The following is a 19,088-nucleotide window of genomic DNA, read 5'->3' on the forward strand; positions in this document are numbered from 1 at the left end:
CCGGCGAGGACGCCCGAGCCAGTCGTCGATCTTCACGTACAGTGCGGTCAGAAGGGTGTTGAGGTCTGTCGTCACAAACAGATCTTCAACACCCTCGTCTATGCCCACACCCCGGGGTCGTTAGGACTTACTCGTCTAGGTGCTCTCATCGGCGCAGGGTGGTCGCCCGCCGCATGTGTGACAGCTTCTCCGGGTTACGCACGGCGTAGACCCCGCTGATCAGACCGTCGTCGATCCGCAGCGCAAGGACCGTGTCGACCGCGCCGTCGAGCCGCAGAATCAGCGCCGGGTGACCGTTGACCTGGGTGGGGTGCAGCGACATGGTCGCGGTCCTGGCGTGTGTGCTGCACAGCAGACGGGCTACCTTGTCGGCCCCGACGACAGGCCGCAGCACGGCCTGCTTGATGCCGCCGCCGTCGCCGAGGAGCACGACATCCGGCGCGAGGACGTCGAGCAGGCCCTGCACGTCGCCGGTCTCGACGGCCCGCCGGAACGCGTCCAACGCCCGCCGCGTGTCCGCCGCCGAGACCATCCCCCGGGGCCGGCGCGCGGCCACGTGCGCCCGCGCCCGATGCGCGATCTGGCGAACGGCGGCCGGACTCTTGTCGACCGCCTCGGCGATCTCGTCGTACCCGAGGTCGAAGACCTCGCGGAGGACGAACACCGCCCGCTCGGTCGGCCCGAGTGTCTCCAGCACCAGCAGCATGGCCATCGAGACGCTCTCGGCGAGTTCGACGTCGTCGGCGACGTCGGGTGCGGTCAGCAGCGGTTCCGGTAACCAGGAGCCGACATAGGACTCTCTGCGCCGACCGACCGCCCGCAGCCGGTTGAGCGACAGTCGGGTGGTGATCCGGACCAGGTAGGCACGCTGGTCGCGCACCGCCGCGAGATCCGCGTCCGCCCACCGCAGCCAGGTCTCCTGGAGTACGTCCTCCGCGTCCGCGGCCGAGCCGAGCATCTCGTACGCGACGGTGAAGAGCAGGTTCCGGTAGGTGACGAACGCGTCGACGGCCCGGTCTCCCCGACCGTCCGCGCTCATGATTCCGCCTCCCGCGTCCATGCGCCCTCCAGTCTCACCGAGCTCGACCGCGTCGCCCACCAGACACCGGCCGTGCGACGTCTGTGACACCGAGCCTCCGTGCTCCCCATCACGTCACGAGCTGTCACAGCGCACCGGCCGGCGGTGTCTCCTGTGCGACTCGTTACGGAGGGAAACTCATGAACCTGGCACTGTGGATCGCGGCCGGACTGTTGGCCGCAGTCGCCCTGGCCGGCGGCATCACCAAGACGTTCGTACCCAAGCAGAAGTTGGCCGCACACAACGGCGGCGGATGGACCGGCGACGCCAGCGTGGGCTTCGTCAAGACCCTCGGGGTCCTCGAACTCCTGGCCGCGATCGGCCTCATCCTGCCCGCCGTGCTCGACATCGCACCGGTGCTGGTGCCGGTGACCGCCATCTGCTGGGTCCTGCTGATGATCGGCGCGATGATCACCCACCTGCGCTACGGCGAGGCGAGGTTCATCGTGCTGAATCTGGTCTACCTCGCGATCGCCGCCTTCGTGGCCTGGGGCCGCCTCGGACCCGAGCCCTTCAGCGGCTGACCTGAGCCCGCTCCAGCCCCGGCTGGCCGACGGTGCTTCGCTGGCCTTGCGCGATGACGTCCCTGACCGGGCTGCGGAGACGCACCGGGCACGGACTGCCGGGGCGGCGCGGCGCTCAGGAGGGCGCGGCGGCGGGGAAGCCGTCGGTGAGCGCGCCGATCACCCGCTGGATCCGGTGGTCCGCCGCCGGGTCGGTGGGGCCGGTCAACGCGACGTGGTGCAGCACGCCGACCACCGCCAGGGCCAGTGCCTCGGTGTCGGCGTCGGCCGGCACGCGCCCGCGGGTCTGCTCGGCGGCCAGGTAGTCGGCGACCGCACGTTCGATCCCCCGCAGCCCTGACATCCCACTGCCCAGGACCGCCTCGACGTTCGCCGTCAACTCCGGTCGGAACGCGGTCAGCCTGGTCAACGCCGTCAGCGTGCCCAGCGGGGTCGCCAGGACGGCCTGGCGCAGGTTGTCGGCGACGGTGCCGGACCCGGCGCGCTCCGGCAGGCCGGCCACCTCGCCGGTGATGTGGAAGACGCGATCGACCGCGAACCCGGTCAGGAAGTCGTCGAAATTCGAGAAGTGCGCGTAGAGCAGGCCGGTCGCGACGCCGGCCTCGCGCGTCACGGCCCGGCCGGTGAGCCGGCTCGGGCCCTCTTCAACGACCAACCGCTCGACGGCGGCGAAGAGCTGCTGTCTGAGCGCTGGGATGGCGACTCCGCGCGGCATGGCTGAAGTCTAGGCGGTTCCGCCGCCGCCGTTTGCGTCGGTATGAACAGTCGCTCATACTGGTTTGAGCAGATGCTCATTCTAGCGGCGAGGTGCTCGATGCGACGTGCGGTGATCGTGGGTGCGGGGATAGCCGGGCTGGCCACAGCCCTCCGACTCCACCAGGACGGATGGCAGGTCATCGTGGCCGAACGGGCTCCGGCCCGGCGCAGCAGCGGCTACCTGGTGAACCTGATCGGGCCGGGCTACGACGCCGCCGAACGCCTCGGCCTGCTCCCCTCGCTCTCCGCCGCCGACCTGGGCCCGTTCACCACGGTGCTGGTCCACGCCGACGGTCGGCCCAAGTTCACAGTGCCGTCCGCCATCGCCGAGGCCGCACTCGGCAAGCGGGCCCTCTCGGTGTTCCGCGGCGACCTGGAAGCCAGCCTCTTCGAAGCGGTGCGGGACCGGGTCGACATCCGCTTCGGCACCACCGTCACGTCCGTCGAACAGGACACCGACCACGTACGCGTGGAGTTGAGCGACGGCACCACCGAGCAGGCCGACCTGCTGGTGGGTGCCGACGGGGTGCACTCCACCACCCGTACCGCCGTGTTCGGCCCCGACCTCCGGGTGGACCTCCCATACCTCGTGGCCGCCTTCCCGCTGCCCCACCCGGTGCCCGGTGTGCCCGAGTCATCCGCCACCACCCACATCGGTCCCGGCCGCACCGCGGCGATGATCAACCTGGGCCCGCAGCGGTCGTCGGCGTTCTTCACCTATCGCAGCGCGGAGCCCGCCACCGACCTGCGACAAGGTCCGGTCGACGCGCTGCGGGCCGCATTCGGAGATCTGGCGGGCGGCGTGCCCGACGCCATCGACCATCTTGCGCAGGACCCGGCCAGCGCCTACTTCGACGCCGTCAGCCAGGTGGTCATGCCACGCTGGAGCACCGGCCGCGTCGTCCTGCTCGGAGACGCGGCCTGGTGCGTGACGCTCTTCGCCGGACACGGCGCGGCCCTCGCCCTCGCCGGCGCCGACCACCTCGGCACCGCCCTGCGACGGCACGCCGACGACCTTCCGGCAGCACTCGCCGAGTGGGAGGCCGGACTGCGCCCCGAGGTCGGCACCCGCGACTGACCGAGGACCTGCAACTCGCCCACCGGCTGCACCGACTCCCCCATGGCCGATCACGATAGTGAATGGCCCACACGTAAGCGCCCTGCGCGAGCGACCCGCCGCCCGCCGCCGGCCGCCCGCCAAGATCCGCGCACGGCACCCCCGGGGGTCAGCGGCGCAGGGTGAGGATCAGGTCGGCCACCAGGGCCGTCCAGCCGGTCTGGTGCCAGGCACCCAGGCCGGCCCCGTTGTCGCCGTGGAAGTACTCGGGGAAGGCGATCAGGTTGCGCCAGTCCGGGTGGGTCTGGAACATCTGAGCGGCACCGTAGATCGGCCGTCGACCCCAGTCGTCCTGGGTGAAGAGCGAGATCAGCCGGGCGGAGAGGTCGTCGGCGATCTCGTCCAGTGTGTGCTTCACCCCGGAGCGGGTCGGGTACTCCACCTGGAGGTCGTCGCCGAAGAACGCCGCGTAGTCGCGCAACGCGCTGATCAGCAGGAAGTTCGTCGGCATCCAGATCGGACCGCGCCAGTTCGAGTTGCCCCCGAACAGTCCGCTGGTCGACTCGGCCGGCTCGTAGCCGACGGAGAACTCCTGCCCGCCGAGGTTGACCGAGAACGGCTTGTCCAGGTGCGCGCGGGACAGCGTACGGAGGCCGAAGTCGGAGAGGAACTCGTCCGGGTCGAGCATCCGGGCGAGCAGGCGGACCACCTGCTCCGGGCCGACCATGGACAGCAGCCGCTGCTGCCGGCCGTCGGGGCCCAGCCGGCGGGTGCCGATCACCTGCGCGTACTCCGGGCGGTTGGTGAGGAACCAGCGCAGCCGGGCGCCCAGCTCCGGTAGGTGGTGCAGGGTCCGGGCGGTGAGCCGGGTGGTGGCGGCCAACGGCAGCAGCCCGACGACGGAGCGGACCTTCAGCGGCACCTTCGTGCCGTCGGCGAGGCGCAGCACGTCGTAGAAGAAGGCGTCCTCGTCGTCCCACAACCCCTGCTCGTACGCGGCGGCGGCGATGTACGCGAAGTGCTCGAAGAACTTGGTGGCGGTGTCCACCCAGGTCCGGTCGTGTTCGGCGAGCACGATCGCGATGTCCAGCAGGTTGAGCGCGTACATGCCCATCCAGCCGGTGCCGTCGGACTGCTCCAGCACCCCGGCGACCGGCAGCGCCGCCGAGCGGTCGAACGGCCCGACGTTGTCCAGGCCGAGGAAGCCGCCCTCGAAGACGTTGTTGCCGCCGGTGTCCTTGCGGTTGACCCACCAGGTGAAGTTGAGCAGCAGCTTGTGCATCACCCGGGCCAGGAACTCGTAGTCCCGGCCGCCGTCGATCTCGAACACCTTCAGCGCCGCCCACGCGTGCACCGGCGGGTTCACGTCACCGAACGCCCACTCGTACGCCGGGATCTGCCCGTTGGGGTGCAGGTACCACTCGCGGAGCAGGAGCAGGATCTGCTCCTTGGCGAAGCCCGGGTCGACCCGGGCGATGCTCACGCAGTGGAACGCCAGGTCCCAGGCCGCGTACCAGGGGTATTCCCACGGGTCCGGCATGGAGATGACGTCGAAGCTGGTCATGTGCCACCAGGCGCTGTTGCGCCCGTGCCGACGCCCGGCCGGCGGTGTCGAGCCCGGGTCGCCTTCGAGCCACCGTTTGACGTCGAAGTGGTAGAACTGCTTGCCCCACATCAGCCCGGCGATCGCCTGCCGGGCGACCAGCGCCTCGTCGGGTGTGGCGGCCGGCGGGATCACTCCGGCGAAGAACCGGTTCGCCTCGGCCCGCCGCGCCCACACCACGGCTTCGAAGCCCTCGCTGAGGTCGGCCGGGGGCGGCGGCGCGGCGGCCGGCGGCGACGCGGTTCGGGTCAGCCGCAGCCGGATCTGGCGCTGCCCGCCGGCCGGCACGTCGAGGACGTAGTGCAGCGCGCCCTTGGTGCCCTCCCGGGCCGGGTTGACCGTGGCCGCGCCGTTGACGACGTGGTCGTTGATGCCGTCCTTCGGGTACGGGGAGCGGCCGGGCAGGCCCCAGAGCCGTTCGGCGTTGGTGTCGTTGTCGCAGAGCAGCGGCACCGGGCCGCCGTCGCCCTCCAGCAGCAGTTGGCCGAACACCCGGTGTTCGCCGACGAGGCGGGTGCCCTGACCGGTCAGCCGGGGGATCCGGTCGCCGCCGGGCAGACCCCAGGACCAGGTGTTACGGAACCACAGGGTGGGCAGGACGTGCAGGGTGGCCGCCTGGTCGCCCCGGTTGGCGACGGTCACCACCATGCAGAGGTCGGTCGGGGACGCCTTGGCGTAGTCGACCGTCACCGCCCAGTACCTGTCGTCGTCGAAGATCCCGGTGTCGACCAGCTCGTACTCGGTGTCGTCGCGGCCGCGCAACGCGTTTACCGCGACGAGTTCGTCGTACGGGAAGGCTGCCTGCGGGTAGTGGTAGCGCCAGCGCATCCAGGAGTGGGTGGGCGTGGAGTCCTCGTACCACCAGTACTCCTTGGCGTCCTCGCCGTGGTTGCCGCTGTCGCCGCCGAGGCCGAACATCCGCTCCTTGAGGATCGGGTCCTTGCCGTTCCAGAGGGCGAGGGCGAACGCGAAGGTCTGTCGTTCGTCGCAGACGCCGGCCATCCCGTCTTCATTCCACCGGTAGGCTCTGGACCGCGCATGGTCATGCGGGAAGTAGTCCCAGGCCGTACCGTGCTCGCTGTAGTCCTCCCGTACCGTCCCCCACGCCCGCTCGGACAGATAGGGACCCCATGCACGCCAGTCCTGCTCCCCCGAGTCGGCCTGGGCGAGCCGGAGCCGCTCAGCGTCGGGTGGCGAGGCGTCGGAGGACGATCGGTCAGTGATCACGTGCACATCTTTGACGTCGCCGCGGTACTTGACCACAGCGGCCATTCTCGTCGTGGCGTGTTACACGTTGCCGCCGGTGGAGGAAAGTTGATCGACATTCGGTTCGGCCCGCAGGTCTGCGGCGATCTGACCAGCGCGGCCAGCCGGGAGTGGCTGGTCCCCGACGGCCTCGGCGGCTACGCGATGGGCACTGTCGCCGGGCTGCGGACACGTCGCTACCACGGCCTGTTGGTGGTTCCCGGCGAAACGCCGGCGTCCCGTCAGGTGGGACTGGTGAGTCTCGATCCGGCGGTCACCCTGCCGTCCGGCGCGCGGATCCGCCTCGGCGCGCACGAGTGGGCCTCCGGCGACGTGGACCCGCGCGGCTTCGAGCTGTTGGAGCGCTTCGACCTGGTCGACGGGCTGCCCCGGTGGCGGTGGCGGATCGGCGCGGTGGTCATCGAACGGGAGCTGGCGATGCTGCCCGGCCGCTCCTGCGTCGCAGTGGTGCACCGACTGGTCGCCGGTGGTCCCGTGCGGCTGGAGCTGTCGGCCGCCTGCACCTGGCGGGACGCGCACGGCGAACGGCGGGCCGACGGCCCGGTCCCGCAGGTCGAGGCGGTGGCCGACGGCGCGGTGGTCGAGGGCGCGTACCGGCTCGCCGGCCCGGGCTGGACGCCCGAGGGGCAGTGGTGGCTGGGCGTGCACCACCGCGAGGAGGCCAACCGTGGTCTGAACGCGGACGAGGATCTCTGGTACGCGGGCCGCTTCTCCGGTGAGCTGGAACGCCCCGGCGACACGGTGTCGGTGCGGGCCTGGGCCGGTCGGCTCGACGAGGAGCCGCCGCCGGGCACGGAGATCGTGGCGACGGCCCGGCGGCGCAACCGGCGGGTGGTGGCGACGGCAAAGCCGGCCGACGACGTGGACGCCACCCTGGCGCTGGCCGCCGACGCGTTCGTGGTGCGCACCGACCAGGCGGCGGTCGACGTGATGGCCGGGTACCCGTGGTTCGGGGCGTGGTCGCGGGACACGATGATCTCGTACGAGGGGTTGTTCCTCTGCACGGGTCGCGCCGATGAGGGTCGGGAGCTGCTGCGGGCGTACGCGGCGACGCTGTCCGAGGGGATGCTCGCCAACACGGCCGACACCGGTCGGGTGGAGTACAACACCGTCGACGGCACGCTGTGGTTCCTGCACGCGGTGAGCCGGCACGTCACCGTCACCGGCGACACCGACCTCGGCGACGAGCTGCTGCCGGCGCTGCGCACGGTGGTCGACGCGCACACCGCCGGCACCCGGTACGGGATCCGGGTCGACCCGGCCGACGGGCTGCTCACCCAGGGCGCCGCCGGCACCGCGCTGACCTGGATGGATGCCCGGGTGTACGGGGTGCCGGTCACCCCGCGCACCGGCAAGCCGGTCGAGGTCAACGCGCTGTGGATCAACGGGCTGGCCGGGCTCGCGGAGCTGGCCGAGCTGGCCGGGCAGGACGCCGACGAGCTGTGGGGACTCCACCGGCAGGCCACCGCCTCGTTCCGGGAGCGGTTCCCGGCCCCGACCGGCTGGCTGCACGACGTGCTGGACGCGCCCGCGCCGGCGTACCCGTTGGGTGGCGCCGCGGTGCACGACGACGACGCGTTGCGTCCCAACCAGCTGCTGGCGTGGTCGCTGCCGTACGCGCCGATGGAGCCGGACGAGGCGACGGTGCGGCGGGTCGGGGGCGGTCTGCTCACCCCGCTCGGGCCGCGCAGTCTGGCCCCGGATTCCGCGGAGTTCGTGGGCCGGCACCGGGGCGGCCCGGCCGAGCGGGACGGGGGCTACCACCAGGGCACGGTGTGGCCGTGGTTGCTCGGCCCGTACGTGGACGCGGCCCGCCGGGGGAAGATGTCCGTCGATGACGTTTTCGTCGGCATTGAGGCTCATTTGATGGAATATGGGTTAGGCTCAGTTAGCGAGACGGCAGATGGCCTCGCGCCGCACACCGCTACCGGGTGCCCGTTCCAGGCATGGTCGGTGGCCGAGCTGCTGCGGGTGCGGCGAAAGAGCCAGTAGCGCTTTACACGACCGCAACGGTGGTGTCGCCGCTGGTTATCGCGATCCCGGCAGGATTGGCCTCGATCCAGACGCGACGGCGACATCAATTCGGTGTCGGTCGGCGCGCGCCCGGGGACAACTCAAAGGGGGCCGCATGTCACTCGATGCCCACGTGATCGACATCAACCCCGCCCGACAGCTGCGGGTGCTGATGCTCTCCTGGGAGTACCCGCCGGTGCTCGTCGGCGGCCTCGGCCGACACGTGCACGCCCTCTCCGTCGCCCTCGCCGCCGCCGGCCACGAAGTCACCGTCGTGACCCGCCACAGCGAAGGCGCACCCCTGGAGGAATACGCCGACGGCGTCCGCATCCTGCGCGCCCCCGAAGACCCCGTCACCTTCCCCCTCGCCACCAGCTCCCTCCTGGCCTGGACCATGGCCTTCAACCACACCCTCACCCGCACCGCCCTACGCGCCACCCAGGCCGGCGCCTACGACGTCATCCACGCCCACGACTGGCTCGTCGCCCACACCGCCGTCACCCTCGCCGAGCACCTGGACCTCCCCCTGGTCACCACCATCCACGCCACCGAGGCGGGCCGGCACCAGGGTTGGCTGCCCGAGGAGATGAACCGCACCATCCACGGCGTCGAACACTGGCTGAGCAACTCCTCCATCCGGGTGATCACCTGCTCGGGTTACATGCGCGACCAGGTGACCGCGCTGTTCGAGGTGCCTGCCGGCCAGGTCGACGTGGTGCCCAACGGGGTCGACGACCGGGCCTGGCGGGCCCGCCCCCGAGCGGTCGCGTCGGCCCGGGCACGGTTCGCCGGGGACGGCCCGTTGGTCGGGTACGCCGGCCGGCTGGTCTACGAGAAGGGCGTCCAGCACCTGGTGCACGCCATACCCCGGCTGCGCGAACGACACCCGGGGCTGCGCGTGGTGATCGCCGGCGACGGCCCGTACCGCACCGAACTGGAGGCGGAGGCCCGGCGACTGGCGCTCAGCTCGACGGTCCGGTTCACCGGGTTCCTCGACTCCACCCAACTACCGGCGATGCTCGGCGCCACCGACGCGACGGTGGTCCCCAGCCTCTACGAGCCGTTCGGCATGGTGGCGCTGGAGGCGGCGGCCGCCGGAGCGCCCCTCGCCGTGGCCCGTACCGGCGGCCTCGCCGAGATCGTCGAACCCGGCGTGACCGGGGTGACGTTCCCGCACAGCGACCCGGACGCCCTCGCCGGCGCGGTCGGCCAACTGCTCGGCGACGAGGTCTTCGCCCGGCGGCTGGCCCGCCGGGCCCGCACGATGGTCGGCGAGCGGTACGGCTGGGCCACCATCGCGGCCCGCACCGCCGCCAGCTACGCCACCGCCCGCCGCGAACACGGCCCCGTGCAGGCCCGCCGCGCCGCCGCCCGACTGAGCGCCGGACGGACCCGCATCGCCATCCCGGAAGGGAACCTGCTCGCTGCCGCCGACCACGCCGCCTGCTGAGCCAAGTCGGACGACCGATAGGTGACTTCCGATCCGCTGGTTAGGGTGTAGCCCGGACAGCGGCTGAGGAGGAGCGTGCACAGGTGCTGATCGCTGGTCGGTACCGGCTGCTCGACCTGGTGGGTCGCGGGGGCATGGGTCGGGTGTGGCGTGCCCGCGACGAGATGCTGCACCGCGAGGTGGCGGTCAAGGAGATCGTCCCACCGAGTTGGTTGGCCGATCATGAACGGGACGAGGTGCGCTCCCGCACCATGCGGGAGGCGCGCGCCGCGGCCCGACTCAACCACCCCGCAGTGGTCCGGCTCTACGACGTCGTCGCGGTCGACGGCAGTCCGTGGATCATCATGGAGTACGTCCCGTCCCGCACCCTTCAGGACGTCGTCGACGCCGAGGGGCCGCTCGAACCTGCACGCGCGGCCCGGATCGGGCTGGCCGTGCTCGACGCGCTCCAGGCCGCGCACACCGCCGGAGTGCTGCACCGCGACATCAAACCGCAGAACGTGCTCGTTGCGCACGACGGACGGGTGATGCTCACCGACTTCGGGCTGGCCACCTTCGACGGTGGCGACGGCGCGATGACCCGCCCCGGCATGGTCTTCGGCTCCCCGCAGTACGTGGCCCCCGAGCGGGCCGCCGAGGGGGTGTCCACGGTTGCCGCCGATCTGTGGTCGCTCGGGGCGACCCTGCACGCCGCCGTGGAGGGCCGGTCCCCGTACGCCCGCAGCACCGCGATGGCCACCCTGAGCGCGCTGGCCGCCGGCCCGCCCGACCCCGCCCCCCACGCCGGGGCGCTCGCGCCGGTGCTGGAGGGATTGCTGCGCCGCGACCCGCGCGAGCGCCTCGACCACGACAAGGCCCGTCGGTTGCTCACGATGGCCGCGACCGGCCGCGCCGACCCGCCGCCGGCGACCGACCGGCCCTCTGGTGACGCACCGGTGCCGGGGCTGATCGCCCACCCCGCAGCCGTCGACGACGACCAGGACCCCACCATCCCGTTGCCCGATCCGTCCGACGAGCCGACCCCTGCCCCGCCCGCAACCGGAGGGGCCTCCCCCACGCCGGGCGCGGACCGGGCGGCCCGGGGACCGGCCACCCGCCGGCTGGCACTGATCGGTGTGGCGCTGCTGGTGGCCGTCGCGGCCGGTGTCGGTACCGCGCTGACCTTCGCCGACGACGAGCCCGGCGACACGGTCGCCTCGTCCTCCCCGCAGCCACCGAACCGTCCACCCGACAACAGGCCGGAGGGACCAGGCGGCCCAGGCGGACCGGGCCCCGACCGGCCTGGGCCGCCGCCCAACGGACGGGACGTCCCCCCGCCGCCGTTCGCGTGTGTCCGCCCGCATGTCGCCGGCACGCCGGTGCTGGCCGGCGACCCGGCCTCCGGCGAACAGTTCCGGCCACCGCCGGGCTGGGTCTGGCACGCCGACACCACAGGCTTCCGGGTCTCCGTGCCGGCCAGCTGGTACTACTCCCGCGACGACGGGGTGGTCTGCTTCCAGGACCCGGCGACCGGCCGGGCCTTCAGCGTCGCACCCGGCAACAGCGCCGACCCGTTGGTCCGGCTCCGCGCGGCCCGGGACGCCGCCGCCGGGGCCGGGGCGTTGCCGGGGTACGACGAGATCCGGCTCGCCGCCAGCGACGGCGGGGCGGAGTGGGAACTCCGCTGGCAGGCCCCCTTCGGCGACCTGTGGCTGCACGCCCGGCAACAGGCTGTCGCTGCCGGCCGCTGGACGCTGGCCTGGATCACCCACGACGAGGACTGGGCCGAGGCCGCAGCCGACTGGAAAAAGGTGCGAGAGAGTTTCCGACCACCCCGCTGACCTGCACCGTATGGCCATGATCGAGACCACCGTCCGTCGTGGATCGAGGCCGCTCAGTGGATGAATTAGCCGCCATTGGTGGCTATCGTGGATCCCGGGGTGACCGAGGGGGAGCGACCGTGCATCAGTTGCTGATCGCGGGTCGGTACCGGCTGCTCGACCTGGTCGGCACCGGCGGAATGGGCCGAGTGTGGCTTGCTCGCGACGAGATGTTGCATCGCGACGTAGCAGTGAAGGAGGTCGTGCCGCCGTCCTGGCTGGCCGAGACCGAACGCGAGGAGTTGCGGCTACGGACCCTGCGCGAGGCACGCACCGCCGCTCGCCTCAACCATCCCAACGTGGTCCGCCTCTACGACGTGGTGCACGACCGGGAGAGCCCCTGGATCGTGATGGAATACGTGCCGTCGCGATCGGTGCAGCAGATCATCAGCGCCGAGGGGCCGCTGAGCCCGCAGCGCACCGCCCGGATCGGGCTGGCGGTGCTCGCCGCGTTGCGCGCCGCCCACGCCGCCGGGGTGCTGCACCGCGACGTGAAGCCGCACAACGTGCTGGTCGCCGACGACGGGCGGGTGGTGCTCACCGACTTCGGGCTGGCCACCTTCGACGGCGGTGACGGTGTGATGACCGGGCCCGGCACCGTGCTCGGCTCGCCGCAGTTCGTCGCCCCCGAACGGGCCCGCGAAGGGGTGTCCGACGCGCGCACCGACCTGTGGTCACTCGGGGCGACGCTCTACGCCACGGTCGAAGGGCAGTCACCGTACGCGCGGTCGAGCGCGATGGCGACGCTCAGCGCGCTGGCCACCGAACCACCGGACCCGATGCGTCGGGCCGGCCCGTTGCGTCCCGTCCTGATCGGCCTGTTGCAGCGCGACCCCTGGCGGCGGTTGACCGCCGCCGAGGCGGAGCCGCTGCTGCGCACCGCCGAGGCGAGCCACGACGAGCCCGCCGCGTCGACCCGCTCCACGGCGGTCGCGGCGGTCCGTGACGCCGGACGCACCAGGACGCCCCAACCGGTCGAACCGGTCGCCCCGTCGGGCGAGCCGGCCACACCGACTCCGAGCCCGCGGCGCCGACCTGGCCGGCGACGGCGCCTGATCGCCCTGGGTGGTGCGGCTGCCGCTGTGCTCGTCGCGGGAGGCGTCACGCTCGCGCTGGTCAACCGGCACGACGACCAGACCCCTCCGTCCGGCTCGGGCGGTGGCGCGCCGACCTCCCGACCGGCCGCGTTCGCCTGCGCGTCTCCCCCGCCACCGTCGGCGACCCCGGTCGTGGCGGTGTCACCGCCACCCGGCGTGAAGTACGGGCTACGCGAGGGCTGGACCTGGTACGACGACCCGAGCGGGTTCCGGATCGCCGCGCCGGTGGGGTGGGCGCGCTGGACCGAGGGCTCGGTGACCTGCTTCCGGAGATCCAACGGAACCCGGGTGCTCAGCGTCGAGGCTGGGCCGGCCCGCCCCGATCCGGTGGCCCACTGGGAGGCCGAGGAGGATCGGCTGACCGCCAACGCCGCTTTGCCGGACTATCGCAAGGTGGACATCTCCGCGATGGACATCTTCGAGGGCGGCGCGGTGTGGGAGTGCGGCTGGCAGAACGCCCTCGGCGTTCCGGTGCACAGCTTCCGCTTGCTCGCCAACACCTCGGCCGACCGCTCCTACACCGTCTCGTGGTTGACAGAAGAGTTCGACTGGCAGGTCAACGCGGCATACTTGCCGATGATCCGGCAGAGCTTCACCCCCACCCCGTAACTCGGTCCGATGTGGACGTTCAGGGTGATGCCCCTGCGACGCCGACGCTTACTACAGTGGCGTAGTTTTGGGCGCTCAAGATCCCTGGGGAGGGTGAGCCGAGATGATGGGACCGCAACACGCGCTGTCCGGCGCGGCGGTGTGGCTGGCTGGCTCCTGGGCACTGGAGCAGTTCGCCGACTACCACCAGTCGCCGCTCGCGTTGGCGGTGGGCACCGCGGTGTGCGCCGGCGGCGCGCTCTTTCCCGACCTCGACATGTCGGGCAAGGTGACCAAGAACCAGGGTGGGGCCACCGTGGCCCGTACCTTCGGAGTCTTCTCGCTCTTCGCCGCCGAGGTGATGGAAAAGATCTCCCTCGGCGTCTACTACGCCACGAAGCTCAGCAAGGACCCACGCCGCAACAACGGGCACCGGACGCTCACCCACACGCTGCCGTTCACCGTGCTGGTCGGCTGGGGCACCACCGCCCTCTGCGCCGCGTACGGCAAGTGGGCTGTCATCACCATCCTGTTCTTCATGTTCGGCCTGGCGCTGCGCGGGCTGTTCGACGAGTGGGCCGAACGGGCCGGCTGGGTGATCATCACTCTCGCGTCGGCCGGGGCCGCCTGGTTCACCTTCGCCAACCTGCCCGGCGGACGCGGCTATCCACTGATCGGCACCGCGCTCGGCGTGGGCTGCTTCGTGCACATCCTCGGCGACATGATCACCAGAGCCGGCGTGCCGATCCTCTGGCCGATCCCCATCAAGCGGCGCATGTGGATGATGATCGGCCTGCCGAACAGCATCGCCCTGCGCGTCGGCAGCAAGGCCGAAGTGGTCGGAATGCGCATCGCACTGACCGTCATCTCCGCGCTCGCCACCGTCGGCCTGATCGCGCCCTCGGTGCTGAGCCGATTCGACATCGAAATATGACCGATCCGGCGTCGGTGTCGGCGTCGGCGTCGGCGTCGGCGTCAGTGCCGGCGTCGGCGTCGGCGTCGGCGTCAGTGCCGGTGTCGGCGTCGGTGCCGGCTGGCACGGCCGGCGAGCATCTGCCGGTCCCACCCGACGCGGACGACCGCGTCCCGGAGTTCTGCCGCGCCCTGGGGCTGCCCGGCCTCGCCGACGTGCACGTGCACTTCCTGCCACCACGCCTGCTGCGTCGGGTGTGGGCCTACTTCGACGCCGCCGGGCCTCTGGTCGGCACCGAATGGCCGATCCTGTACCGCTGGAGCGACGCCGACCGGGTCGCGCACCTGCGCCGGCTCGGGGTGCGGGTTTTCAGCGCCCTGGCGTACGCACACCGACCGGGCATGGCGGCGGAACTCAACCGCTGGACGCTGGACTTCGCCCGCGACACCCCCGGATGCCTGGCCTCGGCCACGTTCTACCCCGAGCCGGACGCCCCCGGGTACGTCGAGGCAGCCCTCGCCGAAGGCGCCCAGGTGTTCAAGCTGCACCTACAGGTCGGTGGCTTCGCGCCGACCGATCCGGCGCTGGACCCGGTGTGGGGGATGCTGTCCGACGCGGGTGTGCCGGTGGTGGTGCACGCCGGGCACGCCCCGGTGGGGACCTCCCACACCGGCCCGGAACCGTTCGCCGCCCTCCTCGCCCGCCACCCTCGACTGACCGCCGTGGTGGCACACATGGGAGCCCCGGACTACCCGGCATTCCTGGACCTCGCCGAGACGTACGCGCGGGTTCGACTGGACACCACAATGGTGTTCACGCCCTACTTCGACCAGTTCGTGCCCTACCCCGCCGAGGAGTTCCCCCGGTTACGCGAGTTGGGGCTGGCCGGCAAGGTGCTGCTGGGTAGCGACTTCCCGAACATCCCGTACCCGTACGCCGAGCAGGTGACCGGGCTGGCCCGACTGGACCTGGGCGACGACTGGCTACGCGCGGTCTGCTGGAACAGCGCCGCCACCCTGTTCAACCTGCCCTGACCCTCGACCGCCACGCCCCACGGGCCCGCGCCCTCGCCCTCGCCTTCGCCCCTCGCCCGCCGCGTCGTCGCGCGCCTTCGCCCTCGCCTTCGCCGCACCCCGCACCTTCGCCCCACCGGGCCGCACCCTCGCCCCCTCGCCCCACCGGGCCGCGCCCCGCACCCTCGCCCCACCGGGCCGCACCCCCGCCCCACCGGGCCGCACCCCCGCGCCACCGGGCCGCACCCCTGCGCCCTCGCCCCACCGGGCCGCACCCTCGCGCCCTCGCCCCACCGGGCCGCACCCTCGCCCCCTCGTCCTAACGGGCCGCACCCCCGTCCCTCGCCCCACCGGGCCGCACCCCGCACCCCGCACCCCGCACCCCGCACCCCGCACCCCGCACCCCGCACCCCGCACCCCGCACCCAAGATCGTGCTCGATCCTGGATGTAGTGGCCTCCACGACTATCCAAGGGACTACATCCAGGATCGAGCACGATCTTGGCGCCGCCCGGCCCGCTCCCCCCTTGACCGGCGGCCAAGATCCGTGCAACTTCCCGGATGTTGCTGCCTCCGGCGGATGGGAGGCAGCAACATCCCCGATGCTGCGCGAATCTTGGCCGCGACCGTCACCTGCGACTGACCGAACCGGAGCGGCGCGCCCCCTGCAACCAAGATCGTGCTCGATCCTGGATGTAGTGGCTTCCACGACTGACCGAGGGAACTAAATCCAGGATCGAGCACGATCTTGCCGTCGCGCGGCCCGCCCGCCCCGTGACCGGCGGCCAAGATCCGCGCAACGTCCCGGAAGTTGCTGCCTCCGGCGGATGGGAGGCAGCAACATCCCCGATGGTGTGCGGATCTTGGCCATGACCGGCCTGTGCGACTGACCGACCGGGGGCGGCACGAGCGGGAGCAGCGCGGCACGGACTGAACGGGAGCAGCGCGGCACGGACCGGGAGCGGCACGGCACGGACCGGGAACAGCGCGGCACGGACTGGGAACAGCGCGGCACGGCGCGGACCCAACGGGACCAGCACGGCACGGACCGGAAGCAGCGCGGCACGGCGCGGACCCAACGGGACCAGCGCGGCACGGACCGGAAGCAGCGCGGCACGGACCGGAAGCAGCGCGGCACGGACCGGAAGCAGCGCGGCACGGACCGGGAGCAGCGCGGTGCCGCGCGGACCGGCCGGGAGCGGCACGGCGCCGACCGACCAGGAGAAGCGCGCGGCGCGGGCTGGGCGAGGGCTCGGCACCCTTCCAGCCTGGCCGCGCGCAGGGCGCTCGGGAGGGACGGGCGCAGGGCCCTGCGCGCCCCTGAATTCTTTTCGACATCGGCTATTGACGTCGCCGTAACAGGTGGCCTAGCGTCCTGTCGAACCGCTTCGTCGAAACGCTTCGACGAAGTTCGGGAGCGGTCCCACCCCAGGCCGGAGGAGATGCGCGGTGGCCACCATGCACGACGTCGCCCGCCTCGCACAGGTCTCGGTCAGCACCGTCTCGTACGTGCTCACCGGCACCCGGCCGATCTCGCAGGCCACCCGTGACAAGGTGCTCGCCGCGATGGCGCAGCTCGACTACCAGCCCAACGCGATGGCCCGTGGGCTGGCCAGTCGCCGCAGCCGGATCCTCGGCCTGCTGATGCCGATGGACGAGCGTGGCCTCGGTGCCACCGAGACCGCGTTCGTCACCGGTGCCGCCGCCGCGGCCAGCGTCGCCGGCTACCACCTGGTGCTCTCGCCGGTCGGTGGGGGCAACCTCGACGACCTGCGTCGGCTGGCCAGTCAGCGGATGCTCGACGGGGTCGTGCTGATGGAGGTCCAGCTGGCTGACGAGCGGGTCACTGTGCTCCAGGAGGCGGGGGTGCCGCTGGTGCTGATCGGCCGCACGGGCGACACCAGCACGCTCTCCTACGTCGACATCGACTTCGACCAGACCGTTCGGGAGGCTGTCGCGCACCTGGTCGGCCTCGGGCATCGGCGCATCGTCTACGTCAACCACTCGGCCGCCACGTTGGCCAGCGGTTACGGGCCGGCGTTGCGTACCCGTGACGCCTTCACCGCGGCGATGACCGGGCACGGCCTGGAGCCGGTGATGATCGCGGCCGAGGACAGCGCCTCCGGCGGGCGGGCCGCCCTGGCCGCCGCGTTCGCGCGGGCCCCGGAGCTGACGGCGGTGTTGGCGATGAACGAGACGGCGATCTTCGGCATTCTCGGCGAGCTGACCGGCCGCGGGTTGTCAGTGCCCGACGACGTCTCCGTCGTCTCGATGGTCACCTCGCCGCAGGTCGCCGAGCTGGCCACCCCGGCGCTGACCGCGATGACGTCACCCGGTTCGGCGCTCGGCCGGATCGCGATCGAGGCGCTGACGCGCCAGCTGGATGGCCCCGCTGACCTTCGTCACCAGCAACTGCTGCCGTGCGCGTTGGAGGTCCGTGGGTCGACCGCTGCGCCCCGACGCCACCAGCCCATGGGGGCCGATCTGTAAATGGCCCGCCGCCGCGCTGCAACGCGACGACGGGCCCCGTGAAGTACCGGCTAGATACTCAACGAGGAGGATGCTAATGCAGCGATTCCACCGGCTCGTCGCCGCGATCGCCCTGGCGGCGATGGCGACGACCACCGTGGCCGCGTGCGGCGGTGGTGACAGCGGGGACGACAGTGACGCCAAGACCCTCAAGCTCTGGCACTACGAGAGCGAGAACAGCGCCATGGGGGTCGGCTGGGACCGGGCGATCGAGATCTTCAAGTCCGAGCACCCGGGCGTGGAGGTGCGCTTCGAGCGCAAGGCGTTCGAGCAGATCCAGCAGAACGCCGGCATGATCATCAACTCGTCCGAGGGCCCGGACATCATGGAGTACAACAAGGGCAACGCGACCGCAGGGCTGCTCTCCTCCCAGGGCCTGCTGGCCGACCTGAGCAGCGAGGCCGACAAGCGCGGCTGGGCCGGCAAGCTCAGCCCCAGCCTGCAGACCACCGCCCGGTACAGCGACAAGGGCGTGATGGGCTCCGGCAAGTGGTTCGGTGTGCCGAACTACGGCGAGTACGTCACCGTCTACTACAACAAGGACCTGTTCCAGAGCAACGGCGTCAAGGTTCCCACCACGATGGCCGAGATGACCGCCGCGATGGACACCTTCGTCGGCAAGGGCATCACCCCGCTGGGGATGGCCGGTGCCGAGTACCCGGCCGGGCAGCTGTTCTACCAGCTCGCCCTCTCCAAGGGCGACCGGCAGTTCGTCGACAACTACCAGCTCTACAAGAACCCGGTCGACTTCAAGGCCGACCCGCTCAAGTACGGCGCGGACACCTTCGCCCAGTGGGTGCAGAAGGGTTACGTCGCGAAGAACTCGGCCAGCCTCAAGGCCGAGGACATGGGCACCGCCTTCATCGGCGGCAAGGTTCCGATGATCGTCTCGGGTAGCTGGTGGTACGGCCGGTTCAAGACCGAGATGAAGGCCAACTGGGACACCTTCCTCTTCCCCGGCAACACCCTGCAGGCCGGCTCCTCCGGCAACCTCTGGGTCGTCCCGGAGAACAGCAAGGCCAAGAGCCTGGCGTACGACTTCATCGACATCACCCTGCGTCCGGAGATCCAGGACCTGATCGGTAACAACGGTGGTGTTCCGGTCGCCGCTGACGCGTCGAAGATCAGCGACCCGAAGGACCGCAAGCTGATCGAGGACTTCAACACGGTCAGCAAGCAGGACGGGCTCGCCTTCTACCCGGACTGGCCGGTCCCCGGCTACTACGACGTGCTGGTCTCCGGCTTCCAGGGTCTGATCAACGGCTCGAAGTCGCCCGACCAGGTTCTCGACACGATCGCCAAGCCGTACGCCGATGGCGTCAAGGAGATCACCGGCAAGTGAC

13 protein-coding genes are annotated in these 19,088 nt (G+C 71.5%); 10 read left to right on the forward strand and 3 right to left on the reverse strand.

The features are described from left to right. Positions 1-145: 145 nt before the first annotated feature. Positions 146-1,039: an RNA polymerase sigma-70 factor gene (locus tag ACIBEF_RS23590; RefSeq protein ID WP_396795327.1), complete on the reverse strand. Its 894-nt coding sequence runs from the start codon at positions 1,037-1,039 to the stop codon at positions 146-148. A gap of 179 nt (positions 1,040-1,218) precedes the next feature. On the opposite strand from ACIBEF_RS23590, the gene ACIBEF_RS23595 reads away from it, so the two are divergent. Next, positions 1,219-1,602, forward strand: a complete 384-nt coding sequence (locus ACIBEF_RS23595) for a DoxX family protein (RefSeq protein ID WP_396795328.1) — start codon at positions 1,219-1,221, stop codon at positions 1,600-1,602. A 115-nt stretch (positions 1,603-1,717) separates the two neighbouring features. Here ACIBEF_RS23595 and ACIBEF_RS23600 read toward each other — a convergent pair whose 3' ends face one another. Continuing rightward, positions 1,718-2,317, reverse strand: coding sequence for a TetR/AcrR family transcriptional regulator (locus ACIBEF_RS23600; protein WP_396795329.1), 600 nt, complete (start codon positions 2,315-2,317; stop codon positions 1,718-1,720). Positions 2,318-2,416: 99 nt separating this feature from the next. Here ACIBEF_RS23600 and ACIBEF_RS23605 point away from each other — a divergent pair, with 99 nt between their 5' ends. Then, positions 2,417-3,436, forward strand: a complete 1,020-nt coding sequence (locus tag ACIBEF_RS23605; protein WP_396795330.1) for an FAD-dependent oxidoreductase — start codon at positions 2,417-2,419, stop codon at positions 3,434-3,436. 148 nt (positions 3,437-3,584) lie between these two features. Here the strand turns inward: ACIBEF_RS23605 and ACIBEF_RS23610 are convergent, their stop codons facing one another. After that, entirely contained in the window at positions 3,585-6,290 is a 2,706-nt protein-coding gene (locus tag ACIBEF_RS23610) for an MGH1-like glycoside hydrolase domain-containing protein (RefSeq protein WP_396795331.1), read from the reverse strand. 42 nt (positions 6,291-6,332) lie between these two features. On the opposite strand from ACIBEF_RS23610, the gene ACIBEF_RS23615 reads away from it, so the two are divergent. The 8 genes from ACIBEF_RS23615 (at position 6,333) to ACIBEF_RS23650 (ending at position 19,087) form a co-directional block, all read left to right on the forward strand. Next, entirely contained in the window at positions 6,333-8,276 is a 1,944-nt protein-coding gene (locus ACIBEF_RS23615) for an amylo-alpha-1,6-glucosidase (RefSeq protein WP_396795332.1), read from the forward strand. 136 nt (positions 8,277-8,412) lie between these two features. Continuing rightward, positions 8,413-9,747, forward strand: coding sequence for a glycosyltransferase family 4 protein (locus tag ACIBEF_RS23620; RefSeq protein WP_396795333.1), 1,335 nt, complete (start codon positions 8,413-8,415; stop codon positions 9,745-9,747). An 83-nt stretch (positions 9,748-9,830) separates the two neighbouring features. After that, positions 9,831-11,567 carry a protein kinase gene (locus tag ACIBEF_RS23625; RefSeq protein WP_396795334.1) on the forward strand — a complete coding sequence of 579 codons (1,737 nt, stop codon included), beginning with the start codon at positions 9,831-9,833 and terminating at the stop codon, positions 11,565-11,567. Between the two features lie 119 nt (positions 11,568-11,686). Then, on the forward strand, positions 11,687-13,312 hold the full coding sequence (locus ACIBEF_RS23630; protein ID WP_396795335.1) for a serine/threonine-protein kinase: 1,626 nt from the start codon (positions 11,687-11,689) through the stop codon (positions 13,310-13,312). Positions 13,313-13,415: 103 nt separating this feature from the next. Further along, positions 13,416-14,225 (forward strand): metal-dependent hydrolase, encoded by an 810-nt coding sequence (locus ACIBEF_RS23635; protein WP_396795336.1) that lies wholly within the window; start codon positions 13,416-13,418, stop codon positions 14,223-14,225. Between the two features lie 119 nt (positions 14,226-14,344). Then, positions 14,345-15,238, forward strand: a complete 894-nt coding sequence (locus ACIBEF_RS23640; RefSeq protein WP_396795382.1) for an amidohydrolase family protein — start codon at positions 14,345-14,347, stop codon at positions 15,236-15,238. Between the two features lie 1,436 nt (positions 15,239-16,674). Beyond that, positions 16,675-17,706, forward strand: a complete 1,032-nt coding sequence (locus tag ACIBEF_RS23645; protein ID WP_396795384.1) for a LacI family DNA-binding transcriptional regulator — start codon at positions 16,675-16,677, stop codon at positions 17,704-17,706. 76 nt (positions 17,707-17,782) lie between these two features. Further along, positions 17,783-19,087 (forward strand): ABC transporter substrate-binding protein, encoded by a 1,305-nt coding sequence (locus ACIBEF_RS23650; protein ID WP_396795337.1) that lies wholly within the window; start codon positions 17,783-17,785, stop codon positions 19,085-19,087. Position 19,088: the final 1 nt, after the last annotated feature.

It is taken from the genome of Micromonospora sp. NPDC050795 (assembly GCF_044456785.1).
GTDB lineage: Bacteria > Actinomycetota > Actinomycetes > Mycobacteriales > Micromonosporaceae > Micromonospora.

Excerpts from the sequence above, each read along its gene's own strand:
- ACIBEF_RS23620 (WP_396795333.1), top strand. The coding sequence starts at position 8,413 with ATGTCACTCGATGCCCACGTGATCGACATCAACCCCGCCCGACAGCTG.
- ACIBEF_RS23595 (WP_396795328.1), top strand. The coding sequence starts at position 1,219 with ATGAACCTGGCACTGTGGATCGCGGCCGGACTGTTGGCCGCAGTCGCC.
- ACIBEF_RS23605 (WP_396795330.1), top strand. The coding sequence starts at position 2,417 with ATGCGACGTGCGGTGATCGTGGGTGCGGGGATAGCCGGGCTGGCCACA.
- ACIBEF_RS23610 (WP_396795331.1), bottom strand. The coding sequence starts at position 6,290 with ATGGCCGCTGTGGTCAAGTACCGCGGCGACGTCAAAGATGTGCACGTG.
- ACIBEF_RS23635 (WP_396795336.1), top strand. The coding sequence starts at position 13,416 with ATGATGGGACCGCAACACGCGCTGTCCGGCGCGGCGGTGTGGCTGGCT.
- ACIBEF_RS23650 (WP_396795337.1), top strand. The coding sequence starts at position 17,783 with ATGCAGCGATTCCACCGGCTCGTCGCCGCGATCGCCCTGGCGGCGATG.
- ACIBEF_RS23590 (WP_396795327.1), bottom strand. The coding sequence starts at position 1,039 with ATGAGCGCGGACGGTCGGGGAGACCGGGCCGTCGACGCGTTCGTCACC.
- ACIBEF_RS23645 (WP_396795384.1), top strand. The coding sequence starts at position 16,675 with ATGCACGACGTCGCCCGCCTCGCACAGGTCTCGGTCAGCACCGTCTCG.
- ACIBEF_RS23600 (WP_396795329.1), bottom strand. The coding sequence starts at position 2,317 with ATGCCGCGCGGAGTCGCCATCCCAGCGCTCAGACAGCAGCTCTTCGCC.